This window comes from Streptomyces scabichelini (assembly GCF_011045015.1).
In the GTDB taxonomy this organism is placed as follows: domain Bacteria; phylum Actinomycetota; class Actinomycetes; order Streptomycetales; family Streptomycetaceae; genus Streptomyces; species Streptomyces scabichelini.
In genome coordinates this window covers 1-13,205 of the sequence record NZ_JAAKZY010000263.1, presented here as the reverse complement: position 1 = coordinate 13,205, position 13,205 = coordinate 1, and the positions used below count along the sequence as shown (strand labels likewise).

The 13,205-nt window shown below is 70.7% G+C and carries 9 protein-coding genes and 1 pseudogene; 4 read left to right on the top strand and 6 right to left on the bottom strand.

Features of this window, described 5'->3' with window-relative positions:
• From G5C60_RS44600 to G5C60_RS44580, 5 genes and pseudogenes are all read right to left on the bottom strand, one after another.
• Positions 1–271 (bottom strand): annotated as a pseudogene (locus G5C60_RS44600) (serine/threonine-protein kinase); the annotation flags it as partial.
• Positions 272–419: 148 nt separating this feature from the next.
• The gene (locus tag G5C60_RS44595; RefSeq protein ID WP_165268918.1) at positions 420–1,580 is read right to left on the bottom strand and encodes an acyl-CoA dehydrogenase family protein; all 1,161 of its coding nucleotides are present in this window, start codon (positions 1,578–1,580) and stop codon (positions 420–422) included.
• A 7-nt stretch (positions 1,581–1,587) separates the two neighbouring features.
• Entirely contained in the window at positions 1,588–2,529 is a 942-nt protein-coding gene (locus G5C60_RS44590) for a hydroxymethylglutaryl-CoA lyase (protein ID WP_165268916.1), read from the bottom strand.
• Positions 2,526–4,643, bottom strand: a complete 2,118-nt coding sequence (locus G5C60_RS44585) for an acetyl/propionyl/methylcrotonyl-CoA carboxylase subunit alpha (RefSeq protein WP_165268920.1) — start codon at positions 4,641–4,643, stop codon at positions 2,526–2,528. The genes G5C60_RS44590 and G5C60_RS44585 overlap by 4 nt, the downstream gene beginning before the upstream one ends.
• Before the next feature lie 32 nt (positions 4,644–4,675).
• Entirely contained in the window at positions 4,676–6,292 is a 1,617-nt protein-coding gene (locus G5C60_RS44580; protein ID WP_165268914.1) for a carboxyl transferase domain-containing protein, read from the bottom strand.
• A 109-nt stretch (positions 6,293–6,401) separates the two neighbouring features.
• Here G5C60_RS44580 and G5C60_RS44575 point away from each other — a divergent pair, with 109 nt between their 5' ends.
• From G5C60_RS44575 to tesB, 3 genes are all read left to right on the top strand, one after another.
• On the top strand, positions 6,402–7,016 hold the full coding sequence (locus G5C60_RS44575; protein ID WP_165268912.1) for an SACE_7040 family transcriptional regulator: 615 nt from the start codon (positions 6,402–6,404) through the stop codon (positions 7,014–7,016).
• A 126-nt stretch (positions 7,017–7,142) separates the two neighbouring features.
• Positions 7,143–8,300 (top strand): acyl-CoA dehydrogenase family protein, encoded by a 1,158-nt coding sequence (locus tag G5C60_RS44570; protein WP_165268910.1) that lies wholly within the window; start codon positions 7,143–7,145, stop codon positions 8,298–8,300.
• Between the two features lie 35 nt (positions 8,301–8,335).
• Positions 8,336–9,217 carry an acyl-CoA thioesterase II gene (gene tesB, locus G5C60_RS44565; RefSeq protein WP_165268908.1) on the top strand — a complete coding sequence of 294 codons (882 nt, stop codon included), beginning with the start codon at positions 8,336–8,338 and terminating at the stop codon, positions 9,215–9,217.
• Positions 9,218–9,311: 94 nt separating this feature from the next.
• Here the strand turns inward: tesB and G5C60_RS44560 are convergent, their stop codons facing one another.
• Positions 9,312–11,939, bottom strand: a complete 2,628-nt coding sequence (locus tag G5C60_RS44560) for an ATP-binding protein (RefSeq protein ID WP_206440776.1) — start codon at positions 11,937–11,939, stop codon at positions 9,312–9,314.
• A gap of 620 nt (positions 11,940–12,559) precedes the next feature.
• Between G5C60_RS44560 and G5C60_RS44555 the strand changes: the two genes are divergently transcribed.
• Positions 12,560–13,205 (top strand): class III lanthionine synthetase LanKC N-terminal domain-containing protein (locus G5C60_RS44555; RefSeq protein ID WP_478503905.1); only part of this gene is annotated, 646 nt, incomplete at its 3' end.

Here is a 13,205-nt window from a genome sequence, read left to right as displayed (position 1 = left end):
CCCCATCCCCGTCCCCGTCCGCGTCCTGTCGCACCGTCACGACGTCGAAGAGGGTCACGACATGCGGATGGTCGCGGAACTTGGCCATGGCGCGCGGCTCGCCCAGCAGCCGCCGCACCGCGGTCTCACGGTCGCCCTCGAGCCGCTCCGGTTTCAGCGCGACGTCCTGCCCCACCACCGTGTCGTGGGCCCGCCACACATCACCGCTCCGCCCTACGCCGATGACCTCCTTGAGGACATAGCGGCCGGCGAACTCGTCTCCGGGACGCACGGTTCTCCCCTCACCTGGCTCCAGAACGCGCGCGGCCGTGTAGCCGCGCGCGTGGATCAGAACCTACTGCGTACATGGGACGTTACGCAGGGTCTCCCCCGAGCCTTCATCAGGCGCTCTCATGTGGAGAGACGGTGGAGATGGATGGTCAGCCCACCAGACCCAACTCCCTGGCGATCAACATGCGTTGGACCTCGCTCGTGCCCTCGCCGATTTCCAGGATCTTGGAGTCGCGCCACATGCGGGCCACCGGGTACTCGTTCATGAAGCCGTAGCCGCCGTGGATCTGGGTGGCGTCGCGGGCGTTGTCCACGGCGATGGTGGAGGAGTAGAGCTTGGCGAGGGCCGCCTCCTTCTTGAAGGGGTCGCCGGTCACCAGGCGGGAGGCCGCGTCGCGCCAGGCCAGACGGGCCGTGTGGGCCTTCATCTCCATGTCGGCGATCTTGAACTGGATGGCCTGGTTCGCGCCGATCGGCCGGCCGAAGGCGTGGCGCTCCTTGGCGTACTTGATCGACTCGTCCACGCAGCCCTGCGCCAGACCCGTCGCCAGAGCCGCGATGGCGATACGGCCCTCGTCGAGGATGCGCAGGAACTGGGCGTAACCGCGGCCCTCCTCACCGAGCAGGTTCGCGGCCGGGACGCGGACGTCGTCGAAGGACAGCTCGCGGGTGTCCGAGGCGTTCCAGCCGACCTTCGAGTACGGGGCCGCCACCGTGAAGCCGGGTGTCCCGGACGGGACGATGATCGACGAGATGTGCGGCTTGCCGTCCGGAGCGCGGCCGGTGACCGCCGTGACGGTGACCAGGCCCGTGATGTCCGTACCGGAGTTGGTGATGAAGCACTTGGTGCCGTTGATCACCCACTCGTCCGTCGCCTCGTCGAGGCGGGCCGTCGTACGGGTCGCTCCCGCGTCCGAGCCGCCGTCGGGTTCGGTCAGGCCGAAGGCGCCGAGCATCTCGCCCGTGCAGAGGCGGGGCAGCCACTCCCGCTTCTGGGCCTCCGTGCCGAAGAGGTGGACCGGCATCGCGCCCAGCGAGACGCCCGCCTCCAGCGTGATGGCCACCGAGGAGTCCACGCGGGCCAGTTCCTCCAGCGCGATGCCCAGCGCCAGGTAGTCGCCGCCCATGCCGCCGTACTCCTCCGGGAACGGCAGCCCGAACAGGCCCATCCTGCCCATCTCCCGCACGATCTCGTACGGGAACTCATGCCGCTCGTAGAAGTCGCCGATCTTCGGGGCGACGACGTCGTGTGCGAACTCCTCGACCGTGCGCCGGAGTTCTTCGAGTTCCGGGGAGAGCTTGTGGTCCATCGTTCTTTCACTGCTCCTTGTGGGAGAGGGCGCGTACGGTGCGGGACGGGCTGGGTCGGCCCAGTCGGTCGGCCATCCACACGCTGGTGGCGATGAGACGGTCGAGGTCGACTCCGGTGTCGATGCCGAGGCCCCGCAGCATCCACACGAGGTCTTCGGTGGCGAGGTTGCCGGTGGCGGACTTGGCGAAGGGGCAGCCGCCGAGGCCTCCGGCGGATGCGTCGACGGTCGTGACCCCGTGCTGAAGCGCCGCGAGGGTGTTGGCGAGGGCCTGGCCGTAGGTGTCGTGGAAGTGCACGCCGAGGTTGTGCGTGGGGACGCCTGCCTCGTTGAGCGCGAGGAGGAGTGCCTGTACGTGGCCCGGGGTCGCCACGCCGATCGTGTCGCCGAGACTCAGTTCGTCGCAGCCCATGTCCATCAGGGCCCTGCAGACCCGTACGACCTGGGGAACCGGGACAGGGCCCTCCCAGGGGTCGCCGAAGCACATCGAGAGGTAGCCGCGGACGTGGGCGTTCTGCGCCTTGGCCCGCTCGACCACCGGCTCGAACATGGCCAGCGCCTCGTCCAGCGTCCGGTTGAGGTTGGCCTTCGCGAAGGACTCCGTGGCGCTCGCGAAGACGGCGATACGGTCCGCGCCCAGAGCGAGGGCGCGGTCCAGTCCGCGCTCGTTCGGCACGAGGACGGGGAGGGCGACCGGGAGTTCGCTGACGCGGGGGAACAGCTCTTCCGCGTCCGCCAGTTGGGGCACCCACTTCGGGTGGACGAAGCTGGTGGCCTCGATGGTCGTCAGGCCCGCGTCGGCGAGGCGGTGGATGAACTCCGCCTTCGTCTCCGTCGGGACGGTGGCCTTCTCGTTCTGCAGGCCGTCGCGGGCGCCGACCTCGTAGATCCGGACGCGGGCGGGCAGCTCCTCGGCCGGTACGACCATGGGGAGTCCTTGCACGGTCATTCCTTCACCTCCTCGTGCGGGGCGATGGCCGCCAGTACCTGATCCATGGCGACGGCCGTGCCCGGTGTGACGTCCAGCTCGGTGACCGTGCCGGCGTGCGGGGCGGAGATGACGTGCTCCATCTTCATCGCCTCCACTACCAGCAGGCTCTGCCCGGCGGCCACTTCGTCCCCGACGGCCACCTTCACGACGGTGACGGTGCCGGGCATGGGGGCGGTGAGGGAGTCGACACCGGCGCGGGCCGCGCCGGTGAGGGAGGCGGCTACGGGGTCGTGGTCCTGGACGTTCCAGGCGTCGCCGTCGCGGCCGAACCAGGGTCCGGCGTGGTGGAAGGTGTGGCGTACGCCGTTGAGGTGGAGGGTGACGGTGCCGGTGCGGGTGGGTGGGTTTTCTTCCCCAAGCCCGCCCCTTCCCGAAACTGGGGGCAGGCCCCCAGACCCCCACGAGACTTCCGCGTCGCGGAGGGTGCCGCGTACGCGCACTTCGACGGGATCGTGGCCGGGGACGCGGAGGTGGTGCACGGTCCAGGCGGGAGTGCCGCCGAGCCGCCACCCACTGGGTACGGAGAAGGGATCAACCCAGCTGTCGCCCACACCACTCAGCCCGTCCGGCGTTTGAGGACGAGGCCGTTCAGGCCGATAGGGGGTCTGGGGGCGAAGCCCCCCACGCGGCGGAGCCGCAAATTGATACAGCCGGGAAGGGGTGGGATTGGGGAAGAGACCCGCCTGTCGCAGCAACCCAGCCGCCACATACACCTCACCCGGCACCTCACCCGAGACGAGCCCATCCACCTCCCGCTCGACCAGCCCCGTATCCAACTCCCCCGCCACCACAGCCGGATGACCCAACAGCCTCCGCAGGAACCCCGCATTGGTCGGCACCCCCAGCGTCACCGTCCCGGCAAGGGCAGCCCGGAGCTTCCGTAGAGCAGTCGCCCGGTCAGGCCCGTACGCGATGACCTTGGACAGCATCGGGTCGTACAGCGAACCGACCTCCGTACCCTCACTCAGCCCGGAATCCGTACGCACGCCGTCACCCTGCGGCTCGCGCAGGGCGAGCACCGTGCCGCCGGACGGCAGGAACCCCCGCGCCGGATCCTCCGCACAGATCCGCGCCTCGATGGCATGCCCGGTGAGGGAGATGTCGCCCTGCCCGAAAGCCAGTCGCTCACCCGCCGCGACCCGCAGCTGCCACTCGACGAGATCGATCCCCGTCACCATCTCGGTCACCGGATGCTCAACCTGAAGCCGCGTGTTCATCTCCATGAAGAAGTACGACGAGGGATCCTCACCCGGCACGATGAACTCCACCGTGCCCGCGCCCTCGTACCCGCAGGAGCGCGCCGCCTCGACCGCCGCCGCGCCCATGGCCGCGCGGGTCTCCTCATCCAGGAGAACCGAAGGCGCCTCCTCGATGATCTTCTGGTGCCGGCGCTGGAGGGAGCACTCGCGCTCACCGAGATGGACGACGTTCCCGTGGCCGTCCGCCAGGACCTGGATCTCGATGTGCCGGGGCCGGTCGATCCACCGCTCCACGAGCAGCGTGTCGTCGCCGAAGGAGGCCCGCGCCTCGCGCCTGGCCGCCGCGATCTCCTCGGTCAGCGCCGACAGGTCGCGCACCAGGCGCATCCCCTTGCCGCCGCCGCCCGCCGACGGCTTGAGCAGCACGGGAGCGCCCAGCTCGCGGGCCGCGTCCTCCAAGTCGGGGTCGGCGGCGCCCGGCACCACAGGGACCCCGGCCGCCTGCACCGTCTCCTTGGCGCGGATCTTGTCGCCCATGAGAGAGATCGCCTCCGCGGGCGGACCGATGAAGACGAGCCCGGCGTCGGCGCACGCGTGCGCGAACGAGGCGTTCTCCGCGAGGAACCCGTACCCCGGATGCACCGCCTGCGCCCCGCTCGAAGCGGCGGCCTCCAGCAGCCGCTCCACCGACAGATAGCTCTCACCCGCCGGCGCAGGACCGATCCGTACGGCCGTGTCCGCCTCCCGCACATGCCGCGCGTCGGCGTCCGCGTCGCTGAACACCGCCACCGAGCGCACACCGAGCGAGCGCAGCGTACGGATGATCCGTACGGCGATCTCACCCCGGTTGGCCACAAGCACCGTGTCGAACATGTTCATCGTGTCGTCCGTCCCCTCACAGCCCGTCACATCCTGAAGACGCCGAACTGGGGCTCACCCAGGGGCGCGTTGGCACAGGCGGTCAGGGCGAGCCCCAGTACCTGCCGGGTCTCCATCGGGTCGATGACCCCGTCGTCCCAGAGCCGGGCCGTCGCGTAATAGGCGTTCCCCTGACGCTCGTACTGTGCGCGGATCGGCTCCTTGAAGGTTTCTTCCTCGTCGGCGGGCCAGGACTCCCCGCGCGCCTCCAACTGGTCGCGCTTGACGGTCGCGAGGACCGACGCGGCCTGTTCGCCGCCCATCACGGAGATCTTGGCGCCCGGCCACATCCACAGGAAGCGCGGCGAGTACGCCCGGCCGCACATCGAGTAGTTGCCCGCGCCGTACGACCCGCCGATCACCACCGTCAGCTTCGGTACGCGCGTACAGGCCACCGCCGTGACCATCTTGGCGCCGTGCTTGGCGATGCCGCCCGCCTCGTAGTCACGCCCCACCATGAAGCCGGAGATGTTCTGCAGGAACACCAGCGGGATCCCGCGCTGGTCGCACAGCTCGATGAAGTGGGCGCCCTTCTGGGCCGATTCGGAGAACAGGATGCCGTTGTTGGCGACGATGCCGACCGGGTGCCCGTGCACCCGCGCGAAACCCGTCACCAGCGTCTGCCCGAACTCCGACTTGAACTCCGCGAAACGCGAGCCGTCGACCACGCGCGCGATGACCTCGCGTACGTCATAGGGGGTGCGGGAATCCACCGGCACCACGCCGTACAGCCCGGCCGGGTCCACCTTCGGCTCCACGGCCGGGGCGACCGACCAGGGCAGTGCCCCGCGCGCGGGGAGCGTGGAAACGATGGTGCGGACGATCCGCAGCGCGTGGGCGTCGTCCTCCGCGAGGTGGTCGGTGACACCCGACACGCGCGCGTGGACCTCGCCCCCGCCCAGTTCCTCGGCGGTGACGACCTCTCCCGTCGCGGCTTTCACCAGGGGCGGGCCGCCGAGGAAGATCGTGCCCTGGTTGCGCACGATCACGGCCTCGTCGCTCATGGCGGGGACGTACGCGCCGCCCGCCGTGCACGAGCCGAGGACGGCCGCGATCTGCGGAACCCCCGCCCCCGACATCCGCGCCTGGTTGTAGAAGATCCGCCCGAAGTGCTCGCGGTCGGGGAAGACCTCGTCCTGCATGGGCAGGAAGGCCCCTCCGGAGTCCACCAGGTACACACAGGGGAGGCGGTTCTCCAGCGCCACCTCCTGGGCGCGCAGGTGCTTCTTCACCGTCATCGGGTAGTACGTGCCGCCCTTGACGGTCGCGTCATTGGCGACGATCACGCACTCGCGGCCGCTCACCCGCCCGATCCCGGCGATGACGCCCGCGGCCGGCGCCTGGTCGTCGTACATCCCGTCGGCGGCGAGAGGGGCCAGCTCCAGAAAGGGCGAGCCCGGGTCGAGGAGGGCGTCCACGCGGTCGCGCGGCAGCAGCTTTCCGCGCGCGGTGTGCCGTGCGCGTGCCCGCTCGCCGCCGCCGAGCCCGGCCGTGGCCAGCTTCTGCCGCAGCTCGTCGACGAGCGCGCGGTGTGCCGCCTCGTTGGCCTGCCAGGCGGCCGACGCGGGGTCGGCCGCGCTGGTCAGCTCCGGTGCTTCCTGCATCGCGCAGTCCCCTCACCTACGTCATGAAACGTCATGAAGCTTGTTAATGAGCGTTAACGCATTTCCTTCAGGTTAACGACCGCTAACCTCCCTGTCTAGAATTACCTCCATGGCCACCAGAACCGACGCCCCCACCCGCCGCGAACAGATCCTCAAGGAAGCCGCCCGGCTCTTCGCCGAGCGCGGCTTCCACGGTGTCGGGGTCGATGAGATAGGGGCGGCGGTCGGCATCAGCGGACCGGGCCTGTACCGGCACTTCGCGGGCAAGGACGCGATGCTCGCCGAGCTGCTCGTGGGGATCAGCGGGCAGCTGCTGACCGGCGCCAAGCGACGGGTCGCCGAGGTCGACGGGGCCGGGTCGTCCGTGAGAGACCCCGAGGCGGTCCTCGACTCGCTCGTCGAAGGGCACATCGACTTCGCACTCGACGACCGTCCCCTGATCACCTTGCACGACCGTGAGCTCGACCGCCTCCGCGACAGCGACCGCAAGCTCGTGCGGCAGCTTCAGCGGCAGTACGTCGAGCTGTGGGTGGAGGTCGTCCGCGAGGTCTACCCGGACCTCGCGGAACGGGCCGCCCGGGCCGCCGTGCACGCGGTCTTCGGGCTGCTGAACTCGACGCCGCACCTGGGGCGCCCCGGCGCGCTGCCCGGCCGGGCGGGTACGGCGGCGCTGCTGCACCGGATGGCGCGGGGGGCTTTCGAGGCGGCAGGTGCGCCAGGGTGACCTACGTCTCTGGACGACGGTAGTGACCGGCGGGTAGCGTGGCTCCTGAGCAAGCGCTTAGACACATGCCCAGCGCTTGGACACCGACGCTTGGACACCGAGCAGCGAGCCAAGGAGCCGTACACGATGCGCCGTACCGTCTTCACCGAGGATCACGAGGCGTTCCGGGAGACCCTGCGAGCCTTCATCGAGGCCGAGGTCGTCCCGGTGTACGACGAGTGGTTCGCCGCGGGCCAGGCTCCGCGCGACTTCTACTACAAGCTCGCCGAGCTGGGCGTCTTCGGCATCCGCGTCCCCGAGGAGTTCGGCGGCGCGGGCATAGACTCGTACAAGTTCGAGGCCGTCATGTACGAGGAGACCGCCCGCGCGGGTGTCTCCTTCGGCGGCTCCGGTGTGCACGTGCTGCTCGGTCTGCCCTACATCAAGATGCTCGGCAACGACGAGCAGAAGAAGAAGTGGCTGCCGAAGTTCGTCTCCGGCGAGGAGATGTGGGCCCTCGCGATGACCGAGCCGGGCACCGGTTCCGACCTCGCGGGCATGAAGACCACCGCGAAGCTCTCCGACGACGGCACGCACTACGTGCTCAACGGCGCCAAGACCTTCATCACCGGCGGTGTGCACGCCGACCGTGTGATCGTGTGCGCCCGCACCTCCGCCCCGCGCGAGGACGACCGCCGCTTCGGCATCTCGCTGTTCGCCGTCGACACCAAGTCCGAGGGCTACTCCGTCGGCCGCAAGCTGGACAAGCTCGGTCTGAAGACCTCCGACACCGCCGAGCTGGCGTTCGTCGACGTGAAGGTGCCGGTCGAGGATCTGCTGGGCGAGGAGAACAAGGGCTTCGCCTACCTGGGCACCAACCTCGCCTCGGAGCGCTGGGGCATCGCTTTCGGCGCGTACGCGCAGGCCGCGGCGGCGGTCCGGTTCGCCAAGGAGTACGTCCAGGACCGTACGGTCTTCGGCAAGACGGTCGCGTCCTTCCAGAACACCAAGTTCGAACTGGCCGCCTGCCAGGCCGAGGTCGACGCCGCGCAGGCCGTCGCCGACCGCACGCTGGAAGCCCTGGACGCGGACGAGCTGTCCCCGGCCGAGGCCGCGAGCGCCAAGCTGTTCTGCACCGAGGTCGCGCACCGCGTCATCGACCGCTGCCTCCAGCTGCACGGCGGCTACGGCTTCATGAACGAGTACCCGATCGCCCGCCTGTACGCCGACAACCGCGTCAACCGGATCTACGGCGGCACCAGCGAGGTCATGAAGATGATCATCGCCAAGGACATGGGCCTGTAAGCCGCCCGCAATCAGTGCACGGTACAACCGACAACATGAGCCAGGCACGCGAGGCACTCGACTCCCTGCTCGATCTGCTCGACCTCGAGCGGATCGAGCGGGACATCTTCCGCGGCCGGTCCCAGTCCTCCGTCGTCCCGCGCGTCTTCGGCGGGCAGGTCGCGGCGCAGGCGCTGGTCGCCGCCGGGCGTACGGTTCCCGAGGAGCGGCTCGCCAACTCCCTGCACGCGTACTTCCTGCGCGCCGGGGATCCGGGCGCGCCCATCGTCTACACCGTGGACCGCATCCGCGACGGCCGTTCCTTCACCACCCGGCGGGTCGTCGCCGTCCAGCACGGGCAGCCGATCTTCCATCTCTCCGCGTCGTTCCAGACGTACGAGGAGGGGCTGGAGCACCAGACCGACATGCCGCGCTCGCCCGACCCCGAAACGCTGCCGACCGCGGCGGAGACGCTGCCGGCGTACGCCGGACTGTTCCACGAACCAGGCGTCCTCGAACGGCTGCTGGAGGCTCGGGCGGCCGTCGACCTCCGGTACGTGGACGCGCCGCCCTTCGCCAGCGTCGGGGAGCCGCGGGAGCCCCGCTCGCAGGTGTGGTTCCGCACGAACGGCAAGCTTGTGGATGATCCGCTGCTGCACGTCTGCCTCGCCACGTACGTCTCCGACATGACGCTCCTCGACTCCGTCCTGCTCGCCCATGGGCGCGGTGGCTGGGCCGTCGGTGACGTGGTCGGGGCCTCGCTTGACCATGCGATGTGGTTCCACCGGCCGTTCCGTGCCGACGAGTGGCTTCTGTACGACCAGGAGTCGCCGTCGGCGTCGGGTGGGCGGGGGCTCGGGCAGGCCCGGATCTATACGCGGGACGGGCAGTTGGCGATCTCGGTGATCCAGGAGGGTGTGGTACGGGTACCTCGGTGATCTGAGATCCCGTACCCGGACGGGCCAGGGATCGGCCGGGCTGCCGGTCGGGCGAACCGGGCACCGTCCCCGCGCTGTGAGCCACTTGGCATGGTCATCGACCGGGCAGGGGAGCGCCCAGCCGGAGTACCCCCAAGGTCTGTGCGGTCTTGGCGGCTTCGCGCCGTGACGAGGCGCCCAGCTTGCCGAGGATCGCGGCGACGTGGTGGTCCACGGTCCGCACGGAGAGGACCAGCCGCCCTGCGATCTGAGCGTTGGTCAGCCCTTCGGCGACCAGGTCCAGTACGTCGGACTGACGGGCGGTCAGGCCCGCCGGGTGAGCGCGGGTTCCCCTGGCGGGGCCGCGCGGAGCCCTTCGAAGACCGAGGCTCCGCAGCCGCTCGCGGACCAGGGACGCGGCGGCGTGGGCGCCCAGGTCCTCCAGGAGGCGCAGTGCGCGCAGGGTGAGGTCCGGTTCGCCTGACCTGGCGAGCTCCAGGGCCTGTTCGTAGGGCATACCCGCTCCGGCCCAGCCTTCGGCGGCCGCACGCCAGTCGCCGCGAAGACTGGCCGCGTACGGCTCGGGGCAGCCGTCGAACGCCTCCGTCGGCAGACCGGAACGTGCGGTATAGCAGAGCAGTTCGGCCCGGAAGGGGGCCCTGCCGGGCTGGCTCAGATAGGGCAACAGTGTGTCCTGGACGGTCGTGGCAACGTCTGGGCGGCGGCTGAGCCAGGCCCACTCGGCGTAGGCGATGCCCGCGTAGGCCAGGCCGGGGAGGGAGCGTTGCCGCAGCGCACGGCGCCATGCCTCGGCGAGCAGTGCCTCCGCCCGTGCCTCGCCTCGCCGTGCCAGCAGCCGAGCGTACGGCGGCACGCTGTAGACGTGCAGCATTCCCAGGTCGTGCCGGTCCTCCACCAGGGCGCGCAACCCCTCTTCGGCGGCGGTGGTCTCACCGCGCCGTACAAGGGACAGGCATCGGTGCACATCGAGGTGGTAGGCGTGCGCCCAGAAGCCGCGCTCCCGGGTGAAGGTCAGGCCTTCGTCGACGTACCGGTCAAGGGCCGCCAAGTCGCCGAAGCGGTAGAGGAGTTCGGCGAGGTTGATGAAGCTGCGGGCAGCGCTTTCGTGGTGGCCCTTTCGCAGGGACATCTCCAGGCTCTCGCGGAGGCGGTGCTGGGCGTGGGCGGGTTCGCACAGGTCGGCCTGGGCCACACCGAGGTAGTTCAGGCACATGGCGACCAGATCGGAGCGGCCGGCCGGGCCGGCGAGATCGCGCGCCCGGTACAGGATGGGGACGGCCCGCTCGCTGTGGCCGGTCAGCGTGAACAGGGCGCCTCGGTGGGCCAGTGCGAAGGAGCGGGCCGGGGCGTGCCCGGTCGGCTCGAGGACGTGTACGGCCCTTTCGGCGGCCTCCTCGGCGGCGTCGGTCGCGCCCGTCATGTACAGATGGCGGGAGAGCCGGACCAGGGCCTCGCCCAGCGGGACGGGGTCGTGCAGCGGCCCGTACAGTCGTACCGCCTCCCGCCCCGCGTTCACCGCGTCGGCGAAACGGTGGGCGATGAACAGCTCCCAGGCATAGTCGTCCATCAGCCGGGCCCGCTCCGCGGGGGTGAACCGGTCCCGGTGGCGCAGCACGGCCTCGAAGTGTGTGAGGGCCTGGCGGTGGGAGCCGGCCCGGGTCGCCTCACGTGCGGCGCGCGGCGCGTACTCGACGACGGCGTCCGCGTCGTCGGCCTGGACCGCGTGGTGGACGAGGCGGTCCAGGTCGGGCCGCTGCTGTGCGCGCAGAGCGTGCACCACGGTCCGGTTGAGGGCGCGGCGGCGCAGCGTGGGCAGGGCATGCTCGATCACCCGGCGGGCGAGTTCGTGGCGGAACGCCAGGCCCTGGGGGCGTACCTCGACCATGCCCCGCGCCTCCGCCTCGGCCAGCGCGTCCAGACCGTCGCCGAGCAGCGCGTCGGCCAGCTCCAGGCCGACGTGGGTGGGCACCACCGACAGCTGTTCCAGTGCGGCGAGGCAGTCCTCGCCGAGCAGCCGCCCCCGCGCGAGCACGGCGTCCGCGACCGTGTCCGGCACCGCGCCCGGGGCGTCGGCGAGCACCTCGGTGACGTAGAACGGGTTGCCGCGTGTGACCGCGTACAGCGCCTGCGGGTCTCGTCCGGTGCCGGCGGCGAGCGAGGTGACCGCGGCCGGGGACAACGGCCGCAGCGGGATCCGGACCGTGGCGGCGCGGACGAGGGCGCCGAGCAGGCGCTGCAGGGGATGGTCGGCCCTCACCTCGTCGTCGCGGAAGGTGAGGACCAGGACGGCGCCGAGCTCACCGATCCGCCCGACCAGGTGGGTGAGCGCGTCGATCGTCGCGTCGTCGGCCCAGTGAACGTCCTCGACGACCAGCACTGCGGGCTGCGCCCCGGACAGATCCTCGGACAGCGCGGCGAAGACCTCCTGCCCGGCGCAGTCCCCGGCCAGAGCCCTCTCCAAGGGTCCTTTCGTGCCGCGGGCGGCGTCCCGCAGCGGGCCCAGGGTGCGGGGCGCCATCAGGTCGTCGCAGGCGCCGGTCAGGACACGCACACCCGGACTGACGGCCCGGGTGAACGCCCGCACCAGGCTGGTCTTCCCGATGCCGGCCTCGCCGACCACCACCGCCACTGAGCCATGGCCCGCTCTGGCCTCGCCGACCGCCGCCAGCAGTTGTCCGAATTCCCGGTCTCGTTCGAGCAGATTCCCCCGCATACGCAGCATCGTGGCATCGCAAAGGCCGCTGCGGCGCCCGGTCTACGCGAGTTGCGCCGCTTGCGGCATCGACCGGTCGAACAGCCGACGTAGGAGGGCGGCCCGCCCGTCGCGCGTCTCGGCTGCCGAAGAACGTACCCACGCACAGACACGGGCCCCGACGGCGTGGCCCGGCCGGCCCGGCGGTGAACGTCCTGGTCGCGGCTCCCAACGGGCAGCGGTTGCCGGCCTTTTCACCACACTCGGCCGGCGATGGCGGACGGCAGCCGGCGAGAGGGCGCCGCGGCAGAGGTGGGCAGCCCGTGCGGCAGACATGGGCAACGTCTACCGATGCCGCGGCCTCCGGGCGCCGCACAGCATGGTCGGGCGCACCACCGGTGCGTCGGCCGCACTGCACAGGCAGGCGGCCGCCGTTCATGAAAGGTGAACCACCATGCAGAACGTCCTGGACCTCGTGGAGCTGGTCATCGCGGATGACACCGAGCGGGGGCTGTTCGGCACCGAGGCGATCAGCTGCGGTCAGACGAGCTCCATCAGCGACCACTGCTGACCTGACGACCCAGGGCCCGGGGCCGGTCGTGTTCCGACCGGCCCGGGCCCTGCCCATGACTACCGGAAGGGAGCAAGTGATGCGCAGGTTCAACGACTACTTCGCCGCAGGCATGGCCGACCGCCGCTTCTACGAGTCGGTCGGGCGCACCGTCACCGACGACGACCTGGCGGAGGAGCTGGGGGCGCTGCTGCCTGCCGAACACGCCGTCGAACGCGACGGAATCTGGGCGCGAGTACGGCCGAGCGGCCTCGCTCCGCTGCCCGACCACGGATGGAAGATCCATCTGTCGGCGATCCCCGCGGACGCCCACGTGGCCCTGCGCGCGGTGTGCGAGGAGTTCGGCCGAGGGGCGTTCGCCTTCAAGTGCCTGCGGGCCACGCGGTTCGTGAAGATGAGCACGGCCCGGTGGTGGGCGCCCGGTCAGATCGGCAAGGTCATGACCCTCTATCCGCGCTCCGCGCAGGAGTGCAGGGAACTGCTGGCCCGTCTGGCGCCGGTGACCGCCGGGATCCGTGGTCCGTACGTACTGACCGACAAGCGGTACGGGCAGAGTGCGCTTTACTACCGTTACGGCGAGTTCAGGGCGCTGGGCCCCCGGGACATCGACGGCGCACGCGTCCCGCTCCTGTCCGGTCCGGACGGTCTGACCTGGGAGGACGAGCGGGTGCCGGCCTATCGCCGGCCGCCCTGGGTGCCGGAGCTGTTCGAGGACGACCGGGCGG

Coding starts and splice junctions, on each gene's coding strand:
- G5C60_RS44590 (WP_165268916.1), bottom strand. CDS start 2,529: ATGACCGTGCAAGGACTCCCCATGGTCGTACCGGCCGAGGAGCTGCCC.
- G5C60_RS44595 (WP_165268918.1), bottom strand. CDS start 1,580: ATGGACCACAAGCTCTCCCCGGAACTCGAAGAACTCCGGCGCACGGTC.
- G5C60_RS44560 (WP_206440776.1), bottom strand. CDS start 11,939: ATGCTGCGTATGCGGGGGAATCTGCTCGAACGAGACCGGGAATTCGGA.
- tesB (WP_165268908.1), top strand. CDS start 8,336: ATGAGCCAGGCACGCGAGGCACTCGACTCCCTGCTCGATCTGCTCGAC.
- G5C60_RS44570 (WP_165268910.1), top strand. CDS start 7,143: ATGCGCCGTACCGTCTTCACCGAGGATCACGAGGCGTTCCGGGAGACC.
- G5C60_RS44575 (WP_165268912.1), top strand. CDS start 6,402: ATGGCCACCAGAACCGACGCCCCCACCCGCCGCGAACAGATCCTCAAG.
- G5C60_RS44585 (WP_165268920.1), bottom strand. CDS start 4,643: ATGTTCGACACGGTGCTTGTGGCCAACCGGGGTGAGATCGCCGTACGG.
- G5C60_RS44580 (WP_165268914.1), bottom strand. CDS start 6,292: ATGCAGGAAGCACCGGAGCTGACCAGCGCGGCCGACCCCGCGTCGGCC.